The organism is Streptomyces sp. NPDC093018 (assembly GCF_040684035.1).
GTDB classification, from domain to species: Bacteria; Actinomycetota; Actinomycetes; order Streptomycetales; family Streptomycetaceae; genus Streptomyces; species Streptomyces murinus.
Genome location: NZ_JBFBFF010000001.1, coordinates 113,579 through 127,002, shown reverse-complemented (window position 1 = coordinate 127,002; position 13,424 = coordinate 113,579). Strand labels below are relative to the sequence as shown.

At 73.1% G+C, this 13,424-nt stretch carries 12 protein-coding genes; 8 read left to right on the top strand and 4 right to left on the bottom strand.

The window, feature by feature from the left end; genetic code table 11:
- The first annotated feature begins 76 nt into the window (after nt 1–76).
- The 3 genes from AB0N90_RS00555 to AB0N90_RS00545 are packed head-to-tail and all read left to right on the top strand — an operon-like array spanning nt 77 to nt 3,017.
- Entirely contained in the window at nt 77–1,084 is a 1,008-nt protein-coding gene (locus AB0N90_RS00555; protein ID WP_365192075.1) for a MoxR family ATPase, read from the top strand.
- A complete protein-coding gene (locus AB0N90_RS00550) occupies nt 1,081–2,427 on the top strand; it encodes a DUF58 domain-containing protein (protein WP_365192074.1) in 1,347 nt (448 codons plus the stop codon). Before AB0N90_RS00555 ends, AB0N90_RS00550 begins: the two co-directional genes overlap by 4 nt.
- Nucleotides 2,424–3,017 carry a hypothetical protein gene (locus AB0N90_RS00545; protein ID WP_365192073.1) on the top strand — a complete coding sequence of 198 codons (594 nt, stop codon included), beginning with the start codon at nt 2,424–2,426 and terminating at the stop codon, nt 3,015–3,017. Before AB0N90_RS00550 ends, AB0N90_RS00545 begins: the two co-directional genes overlap by 4 nt.
- 69 nt (nt 3,018–3,086) lie before the next feature.
- On the opposite strand, the gene AB0N90_RS00540 is transcribed toward AB0N90_RS00545, so the two are convergent.
- The gene (locus tag AB0N90_RS00540) at nt 3,087–3,641 is read right to left on the bottom strand and encodes a hypothetical protein (protein ID WP_361669481.1); all 555 of its coding nucleotides are present in this window, start codon (nt 3,639–3,641) and stop codon (nt 3,087–3,089) included.
- A 331-nt stretch (nt 3,642–3,972) separates the two neighbouring features.
- The gene (locus tag AB0N90_RS00535) at nt 3,973–4,968 is read right to left on the bottom strand and encodes a hypothetical protein (protein ID WP_361669478.1); all 996 of its coding nucleotides are present in this window, start codon (nt 4,966–4,968) and stop codon (nt 3,973–3,975) included.
- A 250-nt stretch (nt 4,969–5,218) separates the two neighbouring features.
- Between AB0N90_RS00535 and AB0N90_RS00530 the strand changes: the two genes are divergently transcribed.
- Together AB0N90_RS00530 and AB0N90_RS00525 are read left to right on the top strand one after the other, a co-directional pair.
- Complete coding sequence (locus AB0N90_RS00530; protein WP_365192072.1) at nt 5,219–5,863, top strand: papain-like cysteine protease family protein; 645 nt, start codon at nt 5,219–5,221, stop codon at nt 5,861–5,863.
- Nucleotides 5,864–5,868: 5 nt separating this feature from the next.
- Complete coding sequence (locus AB0N90_RS00525) at nt 5,869–6,729, top strand: hypothetical protein (protein WP_365192071.1); 861 nt, start codon at nt 5,869–5,871, stop codon at nt 6,727–6,729.
- A 384-nt stretch (nt 6,730–7,113) separates the two neighbouring features.
- Here the strand turns inward: AB0N90_RS00525 and AB0N90_RS00520 are convergent, their stop codons facing one another.
- Nucleotides 7,114–7,707, bottom strand: a complete 594-nt coding sequence (locus tag AB0N90_RS00520; protein ID WP_365192070.1) for a TetR/AcrR family transcriptional regulator — start codon at nt 7,705–7,707, stop codon at nt 7,114–7,116.
- 95 nt (nt 7,708–7,802) lie between these two features.
- Between AB0N90_RS00520 and AB0N90_RS00515 the strand changes: the two genes are divergently transcribed.
- Nucleotides 7,803–9,050, top strand: coding sequence for an NADH:flavin oxidoreductase/NADH oxidase family protein (locus tag AB0N90_RS00515; protein ID WP_365192069.1), 1,248 nt, complete (start codon nt 7,803–7,805; stop codon nt 9,048–9,050).
- Nucleotides 9,051–9,121: 71 nt separating this feature from the next.
- On the opposite strand, the gene AB0N90_RS00510 is transcribed toward AB0N90_RS00515, so the two are convergent.
- Nucleotides 9,122–10,954: a trypsin-like serine protease gene (locus AB0N90_RS00510; protein ID WP_365192760.1), complete on the bottom strand. Its 1,833-nt coding sequence runs from the start codon at nt 10,952–10,954 to the stop codon at nt 9,122–9,124.
- Between the two features lie 169 nt (nt 10,955–11,123).
- Between AB0N90_RS00510 and AB0N90_RS00505 the strand changes: the two genes are divergently transcribed.
- Nucleotides 11,124–12,032 carry a hypothetical protein gene (locus AB0N90_RS00505; protein WP_365192068.1) on the top strand — a complete coding sequence of 303 codons (909 nt, stop codon included), beginning with the start codon at nt 11,124–11,126 and terminating at the stop codon, nt 12,030–12,032.
- Between the two features lie 499 nt (nt 12,033–12,531).
- Nucleotides 12,532–13,410 (top strand): helix-turn-helix transcriptional regulator, encoded by an 879-nt coding sequence (locus tag AB0N90_RS00500; RefSeq protein WP_361669462.1) that lies wholly within the window; start codon nt 12,532–12,534, stop codon nt 13,408–13,410.
- Nucleotides 13,411–13,424 lie beyond the last annotated feature (14 nt).

Below are 13,424 nucleotides of genomic sequence, written 5' to 3'. Positions count from 1 at the left end.
CCCTCTCCCCCTCCAGTCCCCCTCCTTCTCCCCCTCTCCCTCCCAGTCCCAGTCCCAGTCCCGTGAGGATCCGACCGTGACCAGCACGCAGCCCATCCCGGACCACGACACCCTGACACCGCGGCAGGCGGGTGAAGCGGCCGCGGCCGTGCTCGACGAGATCGGCACCGCCGTGGTCGGCAAGTCGGAGTCCCTGGCGCTGGTGATGCTCGGTATCCTCGCCGGCGGTCACGTCCTCATCGAGGACCTGCCCGGGCTCGGGAAGACGCTGCTGGCCCGCTCCTTCGCCACCGCGCTCGGCCTGGACTTCCGCCGGATCCAGTTCACCCCCGATCTGCTGCCCTCCGATGTCACCGGCGCCCCGTTCTACGACCAGCGAAGCGCCGACATGGTCTTCCGGCCCGGCCCGGTCTTCACCCATCTGCTGCTCGCCGACGAGATCAACCGCACCCCGCCCAAGACCCAGGCCGCGCTGCTGGAGGCGATGGCCGAGTCCCAGGTGTCCATCGACGGGAGCACCCGGCCGCTGCCGGATCCCTTCGTGGTCGTCGCAACAGCCAACCCCATCGAGTACGAGGGCACGTACACCCTGCCCGAGGCGCAGCTCGACCGGTTTCTGCTGCGCGTCCGGATGGGCTATCTGACGGCGGCCCAGGAGACCGGGATGCTGCGCGCGCGTATCGACCGGGCGGCGCCCGAGGCAGTGGTGCGCACGCTCAGCGGACCGGGCGAGGTACTGGCGATGCGGGCCGCTGTCGAACGCGTCGAGGTGGACGACGACCTGCTGGAGTACGCCGTCGCACTGGTCGGCGCCACCCGGGCCCACCCGCACATCCAGGTCGGCGCCTCACCGCGCGGCGGCCTCGCCCTGGTGCAGCTGGCCCGCGCCCGTGCCGTCCTGGACCTGCGGGACTACGCGACCCCGGAGGACGTCAAGTCCGTGGCGGTGCCGGCCCTCGCACACCGTGTCACCCTCAAGCCGGAGCTGTGGGTGAGGCAGATCGACGGCGACGACGTGATCCGGGAGATCGTGCAGTCCGTACCCGCCCCGGCGACCCTGCCGCGCACGTCGGCCGTGTCATGACGGAGCCGGTGCCGACCGGCCGAGCGGCCGCCGCCGTCCGACGGGCCCTGGACGGCCGCCCGGAGCTGACCGCCGAGCCTCCGCCGCCGCCACCGCCCGGCTGGCGTGCCGGCGAACGCGCGCTGCGGCTGGGCACGTCGGCGGTCGTCGCGCTGGTCGCCGCGCTGGTCACCGGGCGCCCCTGGGTGCTCGCCCTCGCCGCCGCGCCCCTGGTGCTGCTCGCCCTCGCGCTGCCGGGCGGGCCGCGCCCGGACACGGTGACGGCCGAGGCCGAGGTGGAGCCGCGGCGGTGCTTCGAGGGCGAGCGGGTGACGGTGCGGATCGCGGTGGCCTGCGACGGTGAGACCGGCCGTCTGGACCCCGGCATCACCCTCGGCCACGGGGTCCGGCTGGACCGGCTGGCGGTCGGCCCGCGCCATATCGATCTCGTCCTGACCGTGCGGCGCTGGGGCCGCTGGACGCTCGGCACGGTCGACGTCGACGTCTACGACCGCGGTGGGCTGGCCCGGCGCACCGTGCGGGTCGAACTCGGTGAGATCGCCGTCTTTCCGCTGCCCGGGCACGCCGGTCTCACGCCCATCCCGGTCCGGCTGCCGCAGCGGCTCGGCGAGCACACCGCCGCGCAGCGCGGCGAGGGCATCGAGGTCACCGGCGTACACCCGTATGTGCGCGGCGAACGGCAGCGGCGGATCCACTGGCCGGCCACCACCCGGCGCGGCACCCTCCAGGTCCATCAGTTCGCCGCGGAGCGCACCGCCGACACCGTGGTGCTGCTGGACGTGCTCGCCGATGTGGTCGACCCGGTCACCGGCGCGTCCTCGCTCGACGAGACCTTCCGGGCCGCCGCGGGGCTGGTCCGCGCCTACCTGCGCGCCCATGACCGGGTCGGCGTCGTGTCGGTCGGCGGCGCGACCCGCTGGCTGCAACCGGGCGGCGGACAGGGGTACTTCTACCGCATCGTCGAGAGTGTGCTGGACGTCCGCAAGGACGCCGCGTACCGCACGGAGGGGATCGGCCTGCTCCCGCCGCCCGCGTTGCCACAAGGAGCGCTGGTGTACGTCATCACACCGCTGACCGACCAGCGGATCTTCGACATCCTGCACCAGGTGCGCGGCCGGGCCAATCCGATGGTCGTGGTCGAGATCCCGAGCGGCGAGCCGGCCCTGGAAGCCGGCGACACCGAGGGCGAACTCGCGCTGCGGCTGTGGCGGGCCGACCGCGCCGCCATGCGCTTCGCGTTGGTGGAACGCGGCATCGCGGTCGTCGCCCACCGGCCCGGTGAGAGCCTGGACCTCGCGCTCGCGCCGCTGCTGCGCACCCGCATCCACGGGGGGACCCGATGACGACCGCCGCCGCCCGGCCGGGTCCGCGCCCGGCCGACAGCCGAGCCGCGCTGTTCCGCGCGCGTCTCACCTCCCGGCTCACCGATCGCCTGCTCGGCACGGCACTTGCCGTCGCGGCCTGCGATCCGCCGGCCGCCCTGCACGCGTCGTGGCCGGTCAAGGTGCTGGTCCTGGGGGCGGCGGGGGCCGCGTGGTGGGCCGCTCCGATGGTCGACGCGCGCCCCGTCCTGACGTCCATGCGCTGGCGCGCCGTCGCGGCCCGCCGCAGGACGACCGTGCTGCCGGCCGCGGCGATCGCGGTCGCGGCGGCCGCCGGTCCCCCGCTCTGGCTGGTCGTCTGCGTCGCCGCGCTGCTGCTCGCCTATCTGCTCGTCACCGACGCGTGGACCGTCGGTGTCACCGCCCCGCCCGGCCGACCGCAGGCGGCGCCCGCGTCGGCCGCCGCCGCCGCGACCGCGGTGGTGCTGCTCGCCGCCCAGGCACCGGTCGTGGGCACCTCCTGGGCACGGCTGCTCGCCTCACTCGCCATCGCCGCGACCGCGCTCTGCCTGGTACTGGCACTGCGCGCCCGGCGCAGGCCGCCCGGCTGACCACCGCGCCGACACAGCGCGGTGGCCGCCAGTGGGCGCGGCCTCGTGAACAGCTCCGGTGGCCCGCCGTCAGGCGCTCAGGTGGTCCCGGTCCCCCATCACCACGACAGGGTGGAGGCGGGGGTTCAGGGTGCTCAGCAGCGTCTTCATCCCGGACTCGGGAACGGTGACACAGGCGGACGTACCGTCACCGTGGTCCAGGTGCAGCCATATGCCGCCGCCCTTCTCCACTCCCTCGGGGCGGTTCCAGTCGAACGGCGCGACGCCCTTGAGCCGGTTGTAGTCGATGGCGATGACGTAGTCGAAGTCATGGACGTGCTCGTCGCCGTCCTCCGTCATGGCCGCATAGGCGTTGTCGTCGTACCAGTAGGGCAGCCGGCTGCCGGGGTCTTCGAGCGACCCTCCCGCGTCCGTCAGGGAGAACGCGCCGACGGGGCTGCGCTCGTCGTCCAGGTGATGGTCCGTCGTCCAGCCCTGCCTGCCGTTGTGCGCGGGCCAGGTACCCGAGAGTTTCCAGGCGGTGCCCTTGCGCTCGTAGAGCACGACGGTGCTCTCGTCCGAGTCCCGGTCGTCGCCGTAGACGACCACCGCCTGGCGGGTGTCGGCCGGTACACGCTTCGACATACGGCTTCCGATGCCCGGAAGGCGGGGCACCGCGCCCGGGTTGGGAGACCCGGACGCCACCGGGACGTTGAGACCCGGTGCGCCGACGTGGTTCCTGCGACCGCCGTCCGAGCCGCACGCTGCGGTGCCGGCCAGCAGCACACCGCAGACGAGGGCCACGGGTATGACATGACGCGCCCCACGGCGCCGCGCCGACACTGGACTGGTCCGTACCGCAGTTGATATCCGCATGATCAGGATGCTGCGGCGGTCGACCGCGGCGTGCATCCGCAGACGGCATCCGGCCTAACAGAGGGACGTTCGCGTCGGGCCCCGCTTTCGGGACCGGACCCTAGTCCCACTCCCAGGTGATGCCGAGGACGCCCGGGCGGATCTGCTGTTCCACGAGGTGGACCGAGCCATGGGCGTTGAGGGTCAGGTCGGTGACCGCTTTGCGGGGGGCGGTGGCCGAGGGGCGGGTGAAGCGGCGGCAGTGGACGGGCAGGGCGGCGCGGTCGAAGCCGATCTGCAGGGCGTACTGGCCGCCGCCGTAGGTGAAGCCGCGCACGTACTCCTCGCTGGGCGCGCCGGTTCCGTCCTCGAAGCGGTAACCCAGGACGGCGGTGTCGCCGGCTCTCAGCCGTGCGTCGAAGAGCAGCTCCACGACGACGATCCCCGCGGCGGCGTCGCGCCGGGTCCGCCCGACCCGGCAGTTGCCGAGGCCGTGCACCCGGACCCGCTCCGGGTCGCAGCCCGGGTCGCCGAGGTGGATGGCGAGATAGCGGTCGACGCCGTCGCGGTGGGCCCGTACGACATGGTGCGAGTCCCGTGCGAGCAGTTCCCGGCGGGCGCCGATGTGCACGTGCTCGTAGTGGATCACGGTGTGCAGCCCGCCGTCCTCCGGTGCGGCGAGGCTCGCCAGCAGCGATTCGAGCGCGGCGGCCGGTTCGAGGATGGCGCGGTACGGACGGGCCGGGGGACGATCGCCGTTGGCACGCGGCCCTATCAGCCGGGTGAGCGCGTGCGGGGGCAGCTCCAGGACCTCTTCGAGCACGGCGACGGCGCGCAGCGACTCGGGCCGGTCGGGCCGCCGTAAACCGCGCTGCCAGTAGCTGAGGCTGGTCACCCCGACCTGGATGCCTCGCTGGGCGAGCCGGTGCTGCACCCGGTGCAGGGCAAGGCCGCGCGCGGCGAGCGCGGCCCGGAGCGCGACGGCGAACGGGCCGGTGCGCAGGGCTTCGGCGAGTTCGGCCTCGGGGGTGGACCGGGGGGCGGGGCGGCGGGAGGGGCCGAGGGCCGGATCACCGGGGCGCGGGGTGGCATGGCGATCGGTAGCACGTGCTGCCATCGGGGCTCTTCCCTCTCCCGGCCCCCGTGCTCGCTTCCCGTGAACGTTCACTTCCCGTACGGGCACGGGGTGTTGCCTAGGGGCCGCCACCTGCCGGCACCACGGGGGCGTTCACAACCGTACGCGCGCAGTTTACTTCAGCACCATCCCGCCGCGGAGGGCGTTGACCGGGGCCCGGTGGGTGATCAAAGCTGCTGTGGCAGCGTCCGGACGCGCACCGCCACCCCCCACCCTGACTGGGAGCACTGCCATGTCCACCTCCAACCGGGGCCGTATACGGCTGGCGTCGCTGGCCCTCACGGCCCTCGCCGTCCTGACCCCCGCGTTCCTCCCGGCGGCCACCGCGCACGCCGCACCCGACTCCCTGCGACCGGCGGCGCCGCGGGCCGCCGCTCGCCCCGCGGCCGCCACCGCCACCGCCAAGCGTCTGAACATCACCATGCAGGCGCAGCAGAACAGCAATTGGTGCTGGGCGGCGAGCGGCAACACCATCGCCTCGTGGTTCGGGCGCGACTACAACCAGAACCAGTTCTGCGACGCCGCGTTCGGCCGTCCCCAGGGCAGCCCCTGCGGCAACTGGCAGGCGGCGCTGGACAATGTGCAGGACGCCCTCTACTGGATGGGCATCAACCCCGGTACGTACGTGCGGGGTTACTTGCGCTACGCCACCGTGCAGAAGGAGATCGACGCCGGCCGCCCCGTCGAGACACGCATTGAGTGGAGCTCGGGGGGCGGGCACATGCATGTGCTCTACGGCTACGACGCCTCCGCCGGCCAGGTCTACTGGGGCGATCCCTGGCCCTCCAACTCCCGTTACAACTGGGCGGATTACGACTACTACGTGGACAACAACTCGTTCACGTGGACGCACTCGCTCTACGGGATCGGAGCGTGACCCCCATGACCTCGACCCACCCGCGTACGGCTGCCGTCGCCCTGCTCGCCGCCACGGCTCTCGGCGTCCTCACCCCCGCCGCCGCGCACGCGGCCTCCGCGCCCGCCGGTTTCCCCGCGCCCTTCACCACCTCGGCCACCGCCCAGGCGCGCGAGGCGGCGTCCAGTCCCGCCACCCTCGACACCCTGTCGCGCTTCTTCGCCCGCGGCGGCGCCCTCAAGGCGAGCGCGGCCCGCCCGCATCTGGTCGGGCCCTCGGTGACCGTCTACTCCCTCGCCCCCGGGTTCGTCGCCGGGCGCCCGGGCGCTCCCGTCGCCGCGCCGCAGTTCGTCGCGAGCAAGGCGGTCTCCGCCGACGGCCAGGTCGCCTCGCTGTGGACCGTACGGACGGCGCAGGGGTGGAAGGTCGTCAACATCGCGACCGGCGGCGACGAGACCGACTACGTCGGCAGGGCGCACGGCCGCGGAACCGTCTTCCAGGAGCCGCAGATCGACGCCTGGTACGTGGTGCGCGACGGCCGGGTGCTCCCGCTCGACCCCGACGCGCGCCGCGCCGTGGGCAAGTCCGGTGTCTCCCTCGCCGCCTATCAGCGCCTGGTCCACAAGAAGTACGGCGACAAGCTCCCCGGCTCCGCGTACGACCGGGCGGGCAAGGGCGGCGGCTACGACGGCGCCCCGGCGCCCGCGCCCATGTCCTCCGCCCACGCGTCCCCGCCCGCGTCCTCCGCGCACGCGGCCACCGCGACGGCCGAATCGTCAACCACGTCGACGGCCTTCACCGCGGCCGCCGCCACAGCCGCCGCGGCCGTGCTCGCGGTCTGCCTCCGCCTCCGCCGCACCCGGCGCTCGCGCCGCGTCACGGTGTGACCGGACACCGAAGGCCCCGGCCGAGATCCACGTAGGGCCGGGGCCCGGACGAGGCCCACGTAGGGGCGGGGACCGGCGCGGTGCCGCTGAGGCGCCGTTTCCGGTCCCCGCCCGAGGCTGCGTCGGCTCCGCGCCGGGGGAGGTGGCCGCAGCCCCGAAGCCCGGCGCCGCCCGCACGCCCGCTTCCGTGCGCTGCGTGCGCTGCGTGCGCTCACCGGCCGGACCGCCGACGCGCGCTCCCGCCACGCGCCCGCGCGCCCGTCCGAGTTCCAGCACCGCGCCGCGAAGTCGCCCAGCGGAACGGACGGTTGTACGACCCCGCCCCCGACCGGCCCCGACCCCGACCCCGACCTCGCCACTGCCACGCGACCCGCCGCTACCCCCTTACGTGGCCGCCACCCCCGCCGCCGCGGTGAACAGCGCGCGCACCGCGGCGCTCACCCGGTCGGCGACCGCCTCGGGAGTGGACGCGTCGAGCTTGCCGTCGAGGTGCAGGAACGCCAGGCCGTGGACCAGGGCCCACACCGTGGTGGACAGCACGTCCGGATCGGCGCCGGGGAAGGCGCCGCGGACGATGCCGTGGACGTATTCCGAGATGGCGGTGGTCGCGCCGACCCGTTCCTCGTTGCCGGGATCGCAGGGCTCCGCGAACATCACCCGGAACAGCGCCGGGCGGTCCAGCGCGAAGCGGACGTAGGCGACGGCGACCGCCGCGAGTTCATCAGGGGTCGTGGGCGAGGGGTGCGCCGCGGCCAGATGCCCGGCGAGTTCGCGGTAGCCCTGCGCGGCGACCGCGGACACCAGCGCGTCGCGGTCCGCGAAGTGACGGTAGGGAGCCGCCGCCGAGACGCCGGCTCGCCGCGCCACCGCCCGCAGGGAGAGCCCGGCGGTGCCGTCCTCCTCCAGCAGTTCCCGCGCGGCCCGCAGACAGGCGGCGCGCAGATCGCCGTGGTGGTACGTGCCGCTCGCTTGCGACATGGGTCACACTCCCTCATGTTTACAGCGCTTACATCGTCGACCTAATGTGAACGCTGCATACATCGTAAGCGACCGAGATCGAGAGGAGAACCCGGATGACCAGCGAGCTGTTCTCGCCCTTGTCCCTGCGCTCCGGGAACGTACTGGACAACCGGATCGCCAAGGCGGCCATGGAGGAGAACATGGCCGACGACGGCCAGCTCCCCGGCAAGGAGCTGTTCGCGCTCTACCGGCGCTGGGCCGCCGGCGGCGCCGGGCTGCTGATCACCGGCAACGTCATGGTCCATGCCGAGGCGCTGACCGGTCCGGCCGGAGTGGTGCTCGACGACGCCGCGCCGCTGGAGCCGTTCGCCGAATGGGCCGAGGCGGGCCGGTCCGGCGGCGGAGCGATCTGGATGCAGATCAATCACCCCGGCCGCCAGATCGGATCCGACATGCCCGGAGTCGTCTGGGGCCCCTCCGCGGTCGGCGTCGACCTGGGCAGGCACAGCGGCCGGTTCGGGCGGCCCGTCGCCATGACGCCCGAGCAGATCCGGGCCACCGTGAACCGGTACGCGCTCACCGCCCGGCGTGCCGAGCAGGCGGGCTTCGACGGTGTGGAGGTGCACGCCGCGCACGGCTATCTGCTGTCGCAGTTCCTGTCCCCGCTGGTCAACAGGCGCACCGACCAGTGGGGCGGATCGCTGGAGAACCGGGCCCGGATGCTGCTGGACGTCGTCCGCGCGGTCCGTGCCGCCGTCTCCCCGTCCTTCGCGGTCGCGGTGAAGCTCAACTCGGCCGACTTCCAGCGCGGCGGGTTCGACGCCGACGACGCGCGCCGGGTGATCGAGATGCTCGCACCGCTCGGCGTCGACCTGGTGGAGCTGTCCGGCGGCAGCTACGAGAGCCCGGCGATGTCGGGCCGCCCCGCGGACGCGCGCACCCAGGCCCGCGAGGCGTACTTCCTCGACCTGGCGAAGGACCTGGTCACGAGCAGCCCGCTGCCGCTGATGCTCACCGGCGGCATCACCCGGCGCGACACCGCGGAGCGGGTCCTCGACAGCGGGGTGGCGCTCGTCGGGATGGGCACGGCCCTCGCCGTCACGCCGGACCTTCCCGAGCGCTGGCGCCGGGGCCGTGAGGCCGACGCGCGACTGCGGCCGGTGACCTGGTCCGACAAGGCGCTCGCCGCGGCCGCGGGCATGGCACAGGTCCGCCACCAGCTGCGCCGCCTCGCCCGCGGCGGCCGCCCCACGCCCCGCACCCATCCGGCGTTCGCCCTCGTCTCCGAACAGCGCAGGCAGCGGCGGGCACTGCGCCGCTATCGCGCCTGGCTGTCCGCGTCACAGCGCACCGCCGCGTAGGCGTGCGCCGACCGGGCCGGGCCCGGGTGAGCGAGCCCGACAGCGGCCGCACAGGCCGCCCTTGCGGACCGTCAGGAGGTCGGGGCGACGAGCATGTGCTCCTTGCCCAGACTGCTGCCCGATGTGTCGGTGTACATCGTGGTCTCGCCGTCGGAGCGCCGGACCAGGAGGTCGTCGGTGCGGCCGTTCTCGGTGAAGTCGCCGGTCGTCATGGTGGCGACCTGGGTCCACCGCCCGCTGGGGTTCTGGACGCGCCGCTCGGGGCCGAGGCCGGATGTGCCGGTGCCGGGGTAGCCGTCGAGTTCGCCGTCGGTCCAGCGGACCATGAGGTCCCACTTCTGGCCGCCGGAGAACTCCCCGCTGGTGAGGAGGGTGGCCTTCTTCCAGGTGCCGTTGGGCGCCTTGAGCCGGTGCTGCTGCCCGAAGGTGCCGGCGCCGACGTTGGTGTACAGGGTGAGCCCGCCGTCGGCCCAGCGCACGATCAGGTCGGTGACGTATCGCGTGGTGCCGAAGCGGCCGGCGCTGATCTGGGTGGCGTTCTTCCAGGTGGCGTTGGGTTTGATCATCCGGGTGCCGGCCCGGTTCAGCCCCTTGGAGCCGACGTCGCCGTACAGGGTGACCTCGCCGTCCGCCCAGCGGACCAGCAGGTCGAACTGATCGGACCCGGTGAAGTCGCCCGCCGTGATGGTCCTGGCGTTCTTCCAGGTGCTGTTGGGCGCCATCAGCCGCCGCTCGGTGCCGTAGCCGCCGTGTCCGTCGCCGGGGTACAGCGTGACCTCGCCGTCGGTCCAGACCACGATCAGGTCGCTGTGGCCGGTCCCCCGGAAGTCACCGGAGGCCATCAGCGCGGCGTTCTTCCAGGTGCTCGCCGATCCGGGCAGCCAGGGGTCCGTCGTCCCCGCGTAGGGCGGGTTCTTGCCCAACTGCTGGTGTGCGGCGGCGTGTTGGAAGAGGTTCTGGGCGTCCTTGCCGTAGACCGGCGCGTACGTCACCCAGTCGTCGTCGGCGTCGTTGCCGCCGCCGTTGTATCCGCCGGTGTTGCCGATGACCCTGCCCTTGCCCGTGGCGCTGTCGTAGCCCTCGATCCAGGGGCCGCCGGAGACACCGCCGTAGAAGCCCTTGCAGGTCATGCGCATCTGCCGGAACCCGGGCAGCTGGGAGGTGGTGACGGGGCAACGGACCGGCAGATGGCCGGGGTTGACGCTCCCGGAGCCGGGATAGCCGATGACGGTGACCTTGTGGTTGTAGCCGCTCGTGGGGGTGAAGGTGAGGGCGCCCGTGACGTCCTCGACCTTCCCGCGGCCATTGGCGTCGACCTGGGCGAAGGACAGATCGAGGTCGGAGGCCGCCGACTTGGTGTTCGACGTGTAGCGGGGGTCCGTGTAGACCTGGAGGACCGGGAACACGCCGAACGGCTGCTGCGCGGCGCTCTTGCCGCTGCGGTACTGCGGCACGAAGACCCGGTGCGTGGCCTTGCTCAGCCCGATGCCGCAGTGTCCGGCGGTCAGCACGATGTCCTTGGCGGCCGTGTGCACGACGCTGCCCGTGCAGTAGGTGTCGCCGCCGAGCGGCTTGCCGTCGAAGAAGAAGGTGCCGACCATCGGGTGGCCCGGGAAGTGCTGGGGCGCGGGCGTGCCGGACGGCGGTGAGCCGTGGCCCGCGACCCGCTGTGCGCCGAGGCCGTGCCGCGGGGCGGCCGGGGCCGAGGGCCCGTCGGCGGGGACCGCGTTCTTCATGCGGTCCGCCGTCCAGTACTGCTCCTCGCCGACGAGACCGGGCCCGTTCGGGACGGCCGCGGGGGCCGTGGCCCTGGCGGCCTCCGTCGAGGAGGCCGGGGCGGCACCGAACATGCCCGCGCCCAGTCCGAGCGCGAGGACCGGAACCCATCTGTAGCTGGAACGCACCAAGGTGTCTTTCCGTCTTGGAGGAAGCCGAACGGTGCGCGATACCGGACCGTTGAAATCGCATATATCGCACATGCGTTCGCCATGAAGAGGATCAGCATACCGACCGGCGGCGCCGCCTGACACGGCGTTGAAAGACAGACGTCGAAAGACAGGCAGGGCACAGGCGATGGACAGATTCCGCGGGGCCGCGTGGGCGGCCCTCCCCCTCCTGCTGCCCCTGCTCGCGGCCGGGCCGGCGTCGGCCGCGCCGTCGACGCCGTCGCTCACGTACGGCGGCCTCGCATCGGTGCGGCCCGGCGACACGCTGACGGTCGACGCCCGCTCCGGCGAGGCCTCGTACGGCGACACCATGCACGCGTCCGTGTTCCTGGCGACGGGCAGGCTGCGCATGATGGATCCGCTGCTGACCACCACCGTCACCATCGCCTGCGACGCCCGGCCCGGCACTCGGCCGGTCATACGGCGCGGCGCCGGGGACGTGGGCCCGGACGAACACCCCTTCCGCTGGGCGCGGGTACGCGTCCAGCCGGTCGACGAGGACGCGCGCCGTGCCTGCCGGGACAAGGTGAAGCGGCTGCCCGCGCCGAAGCTGGCGGAGCGCTGGGCTCCGGATTCCACGTGGCCCCAGTCGGAATGGGATGTGCGGACCTTCCGGGCCGGCAGCCGTATCACCGTCACCGACAACGACGACGAAGGCGCGGACGGGGACATCAGCCTCACCTCCCGCGCGTTCGCCGACCACCCCGTCCTGCGGGGTGCCCGAGCCGTTCTGACCGCCACCGCCACCCTCAAGTGCGGTGCCGCGCCCGGCCTTTACGTCGTCTACCGGCACGATGCCGGTCAGAGCGGTCCGGACAGGCGATGGGCCCGCCTGCGCGTCGCCCCCGCCGCATCCGGAAAGTCCTGCTCCACGGACCAGGCGGCGGGCCGCTCCGCCGGGACGTCCCGCACCGCCGTGGTCGCCTGGACCGCGGGCGGTGTCTTCCTCGCCGCCGCGGCGGGCACGGTGCTCTTCCGGCGGGCCCGGAACCGCCGCCTCCGGGCGGACGGGGCGCGCGCCCGGTCCGCGGCCTGACGGAACCCACCGCGCGGCACACGGTATTCGTGCGGCTCGCGGGGGGCATGTCCTTGGCGGCCGGCCTCGAAGACCTGCGCCGGCACGCCGAGGACTTCGAGCGCCGCAGCGGCTTCACGTACACCGTCCTGTCGGTTTCCGGGAGCGGCCGGTGAAGCCGGATCCCCACCGGTCTCCCGCGAATATCGGCCGCCTCCCCATCCCGTGCGCCAACTCCCGCCAGGGGTCGCTACGTTGACCCCTGAGGCGTCCTCGTCTTCTCCTGGTGAGGTGTCCGCGAGGGGCCGTACGCCGGTGGACATCCGTGCCGATACGGGTTTTCCGGTGATTCGGACGCCGTGCGGCGCGAGGCTGTGCACACTATGGGGCTCCGCGGGGCGGGGGCGCGGGCAGTCCCAGGGGCAGAGGCGAGGAGGGCACGTTGATCAGGCGCATAGCAGGGCTCCCGGAGCCGGTCGGGAGCGGGAGCGGCAGGGACGGGTCGGGGCGCCGGGGCACCGTGCGCTACCTCAGGGACGAGGCCGTTCCGTCCGCGCCCCGGATGCTGCTCGGGCACGCGCTGCGGAGCCGCCGTCACCGTCTCGGGCTGAAGCAGGAGGAGGTGGCACGCCGGATGGGCTGCTCCTCCTCGAAGCTCAGCCGGATCGAGAGCGGCATGCACCACTTCAAGGAGAAGGACCTGCTGCGGCTCTTCGTGGTGTACGAGATCAGCAGCGAGAAAGAACAGGCCGTCCTCCTCGAACTCGCCGAGATCGCCAACCAGCCGACATGGTGGCAGGAATGGTCGGCCGTGGCGCAGCCGTACCTCCAGGCCGTGATCAGCTTCGAGGACATGGCGACGCGCATCAAGGCGTACAGCAGCGATCTGCTGCACGGACTGGCGCAGACGCCGGCGTACGCCGAGGCCCTGATCAGACGTGGCCGCGGTGAGCGCGGCACCCATGACGCGCTGCTGGGGCTGCGCAAGGAGCGCCGGGCGCGGTTCGAGGCCGCGCCGGGCAAGAAGCTGATCATCGTGGTCCACACCGCCGCGCTGCTCAATCGGGTGGGCTCCCCGGAGATCATGGCCGACCAGATGGAGCATCTGGCCGGTCTGTCCGAGCGGCGCAACTACCAGCTGCGGCTGGTCGATCCGGCGCATCACTACGATCTGCCGGTCGAGCTGGGCACCACGACGATCTTCGACTTCGAGGGCCGGGTGCCCAAGGTCGCCTACGCGGAGAACCTGGACGGCGTTCTGTTCATCCAGGACGAGGATCTGGTGGACCACCGTGAGGTCGTCTTCGACGAACTGCGCTTCAAGGGGCTGGGTCCGGACGCGGCGCGGCGCAAGCTCAATGATCTGGCGCGCATGTACCGGAAGTTCCAGGCCCCTTGATGTGCGCTCGCGCC

Excerpts from the sequence above, each read along its gene's own strand:
- AB0N90_RS00550 (WP_365192074.1), top strand. The coding sequence starts at position 1,081 with ATGACGGAGCCGGTGCCGACCGGCCGAGCGGCCGCCGCCGTCCGACGG.
- AB0N90_RS00545 (WP_365192073.1), top strand. The coding sequence starts at position 2,424 with ATGACGACCGCCGCCGCCCGGCCGGGTCCGCGCCCGGCCGACAGCCGA.
- AB0N90_RS00540 (WP_361669481.1), bottom strand. The coding sequence starts at position 3,641 with ATGTCGAAGCGTGTACCGGCCGACACCCGCCAGGCGGTGGTCGTCTAC.
- AB0N90_RS00535 (WP_361669478.1), bottom strand. The coding sequence starts at position 4,968 with ATGGCAGCACGTGCTACCGATCGCCATGCCACCCCGCGCCCCGGTGAT.
- AB0N90_RS00530 (WP_365192072.1), top strand. The coding sequence starts at position 5,219 with ATGTCCACCTCCAACCGGGGCCGTATACGGCTGGCGTCGCTGGCCCTC.
- AB0N90_RS00525 (WP_365192071.1), top strand. The coding sequence starts at position 5,869 with ATGACCTCGACCCACCCGCGTACGGCTGCCGTCGCCCTGCTCGCCGCC.
- AB0N90_RS00520 (WP_365192070.1), bottom strand. The coding sequence starts at position 7,707 with ATGTCGCAAGCGAGCGGCACGTACCACCACGGCGATCTGCGCGCCGCC.
- AB0N90_RS00515 (WP_365192069.1), top strand. The coding sequence starts at position 7,803 with ATGACCAGCGAGCTGTTCTCGCCCTTGTCCCTGCGCTCCGGGAACGTA.
- AB0N90_RS00505 (WP_365192068.1), top strand. The coding sequence starts at position 11,124 with ATGGACAGATTCCGCGGGGCCGCGTGGGCGGCCCTCCCCCTCCTGCTG.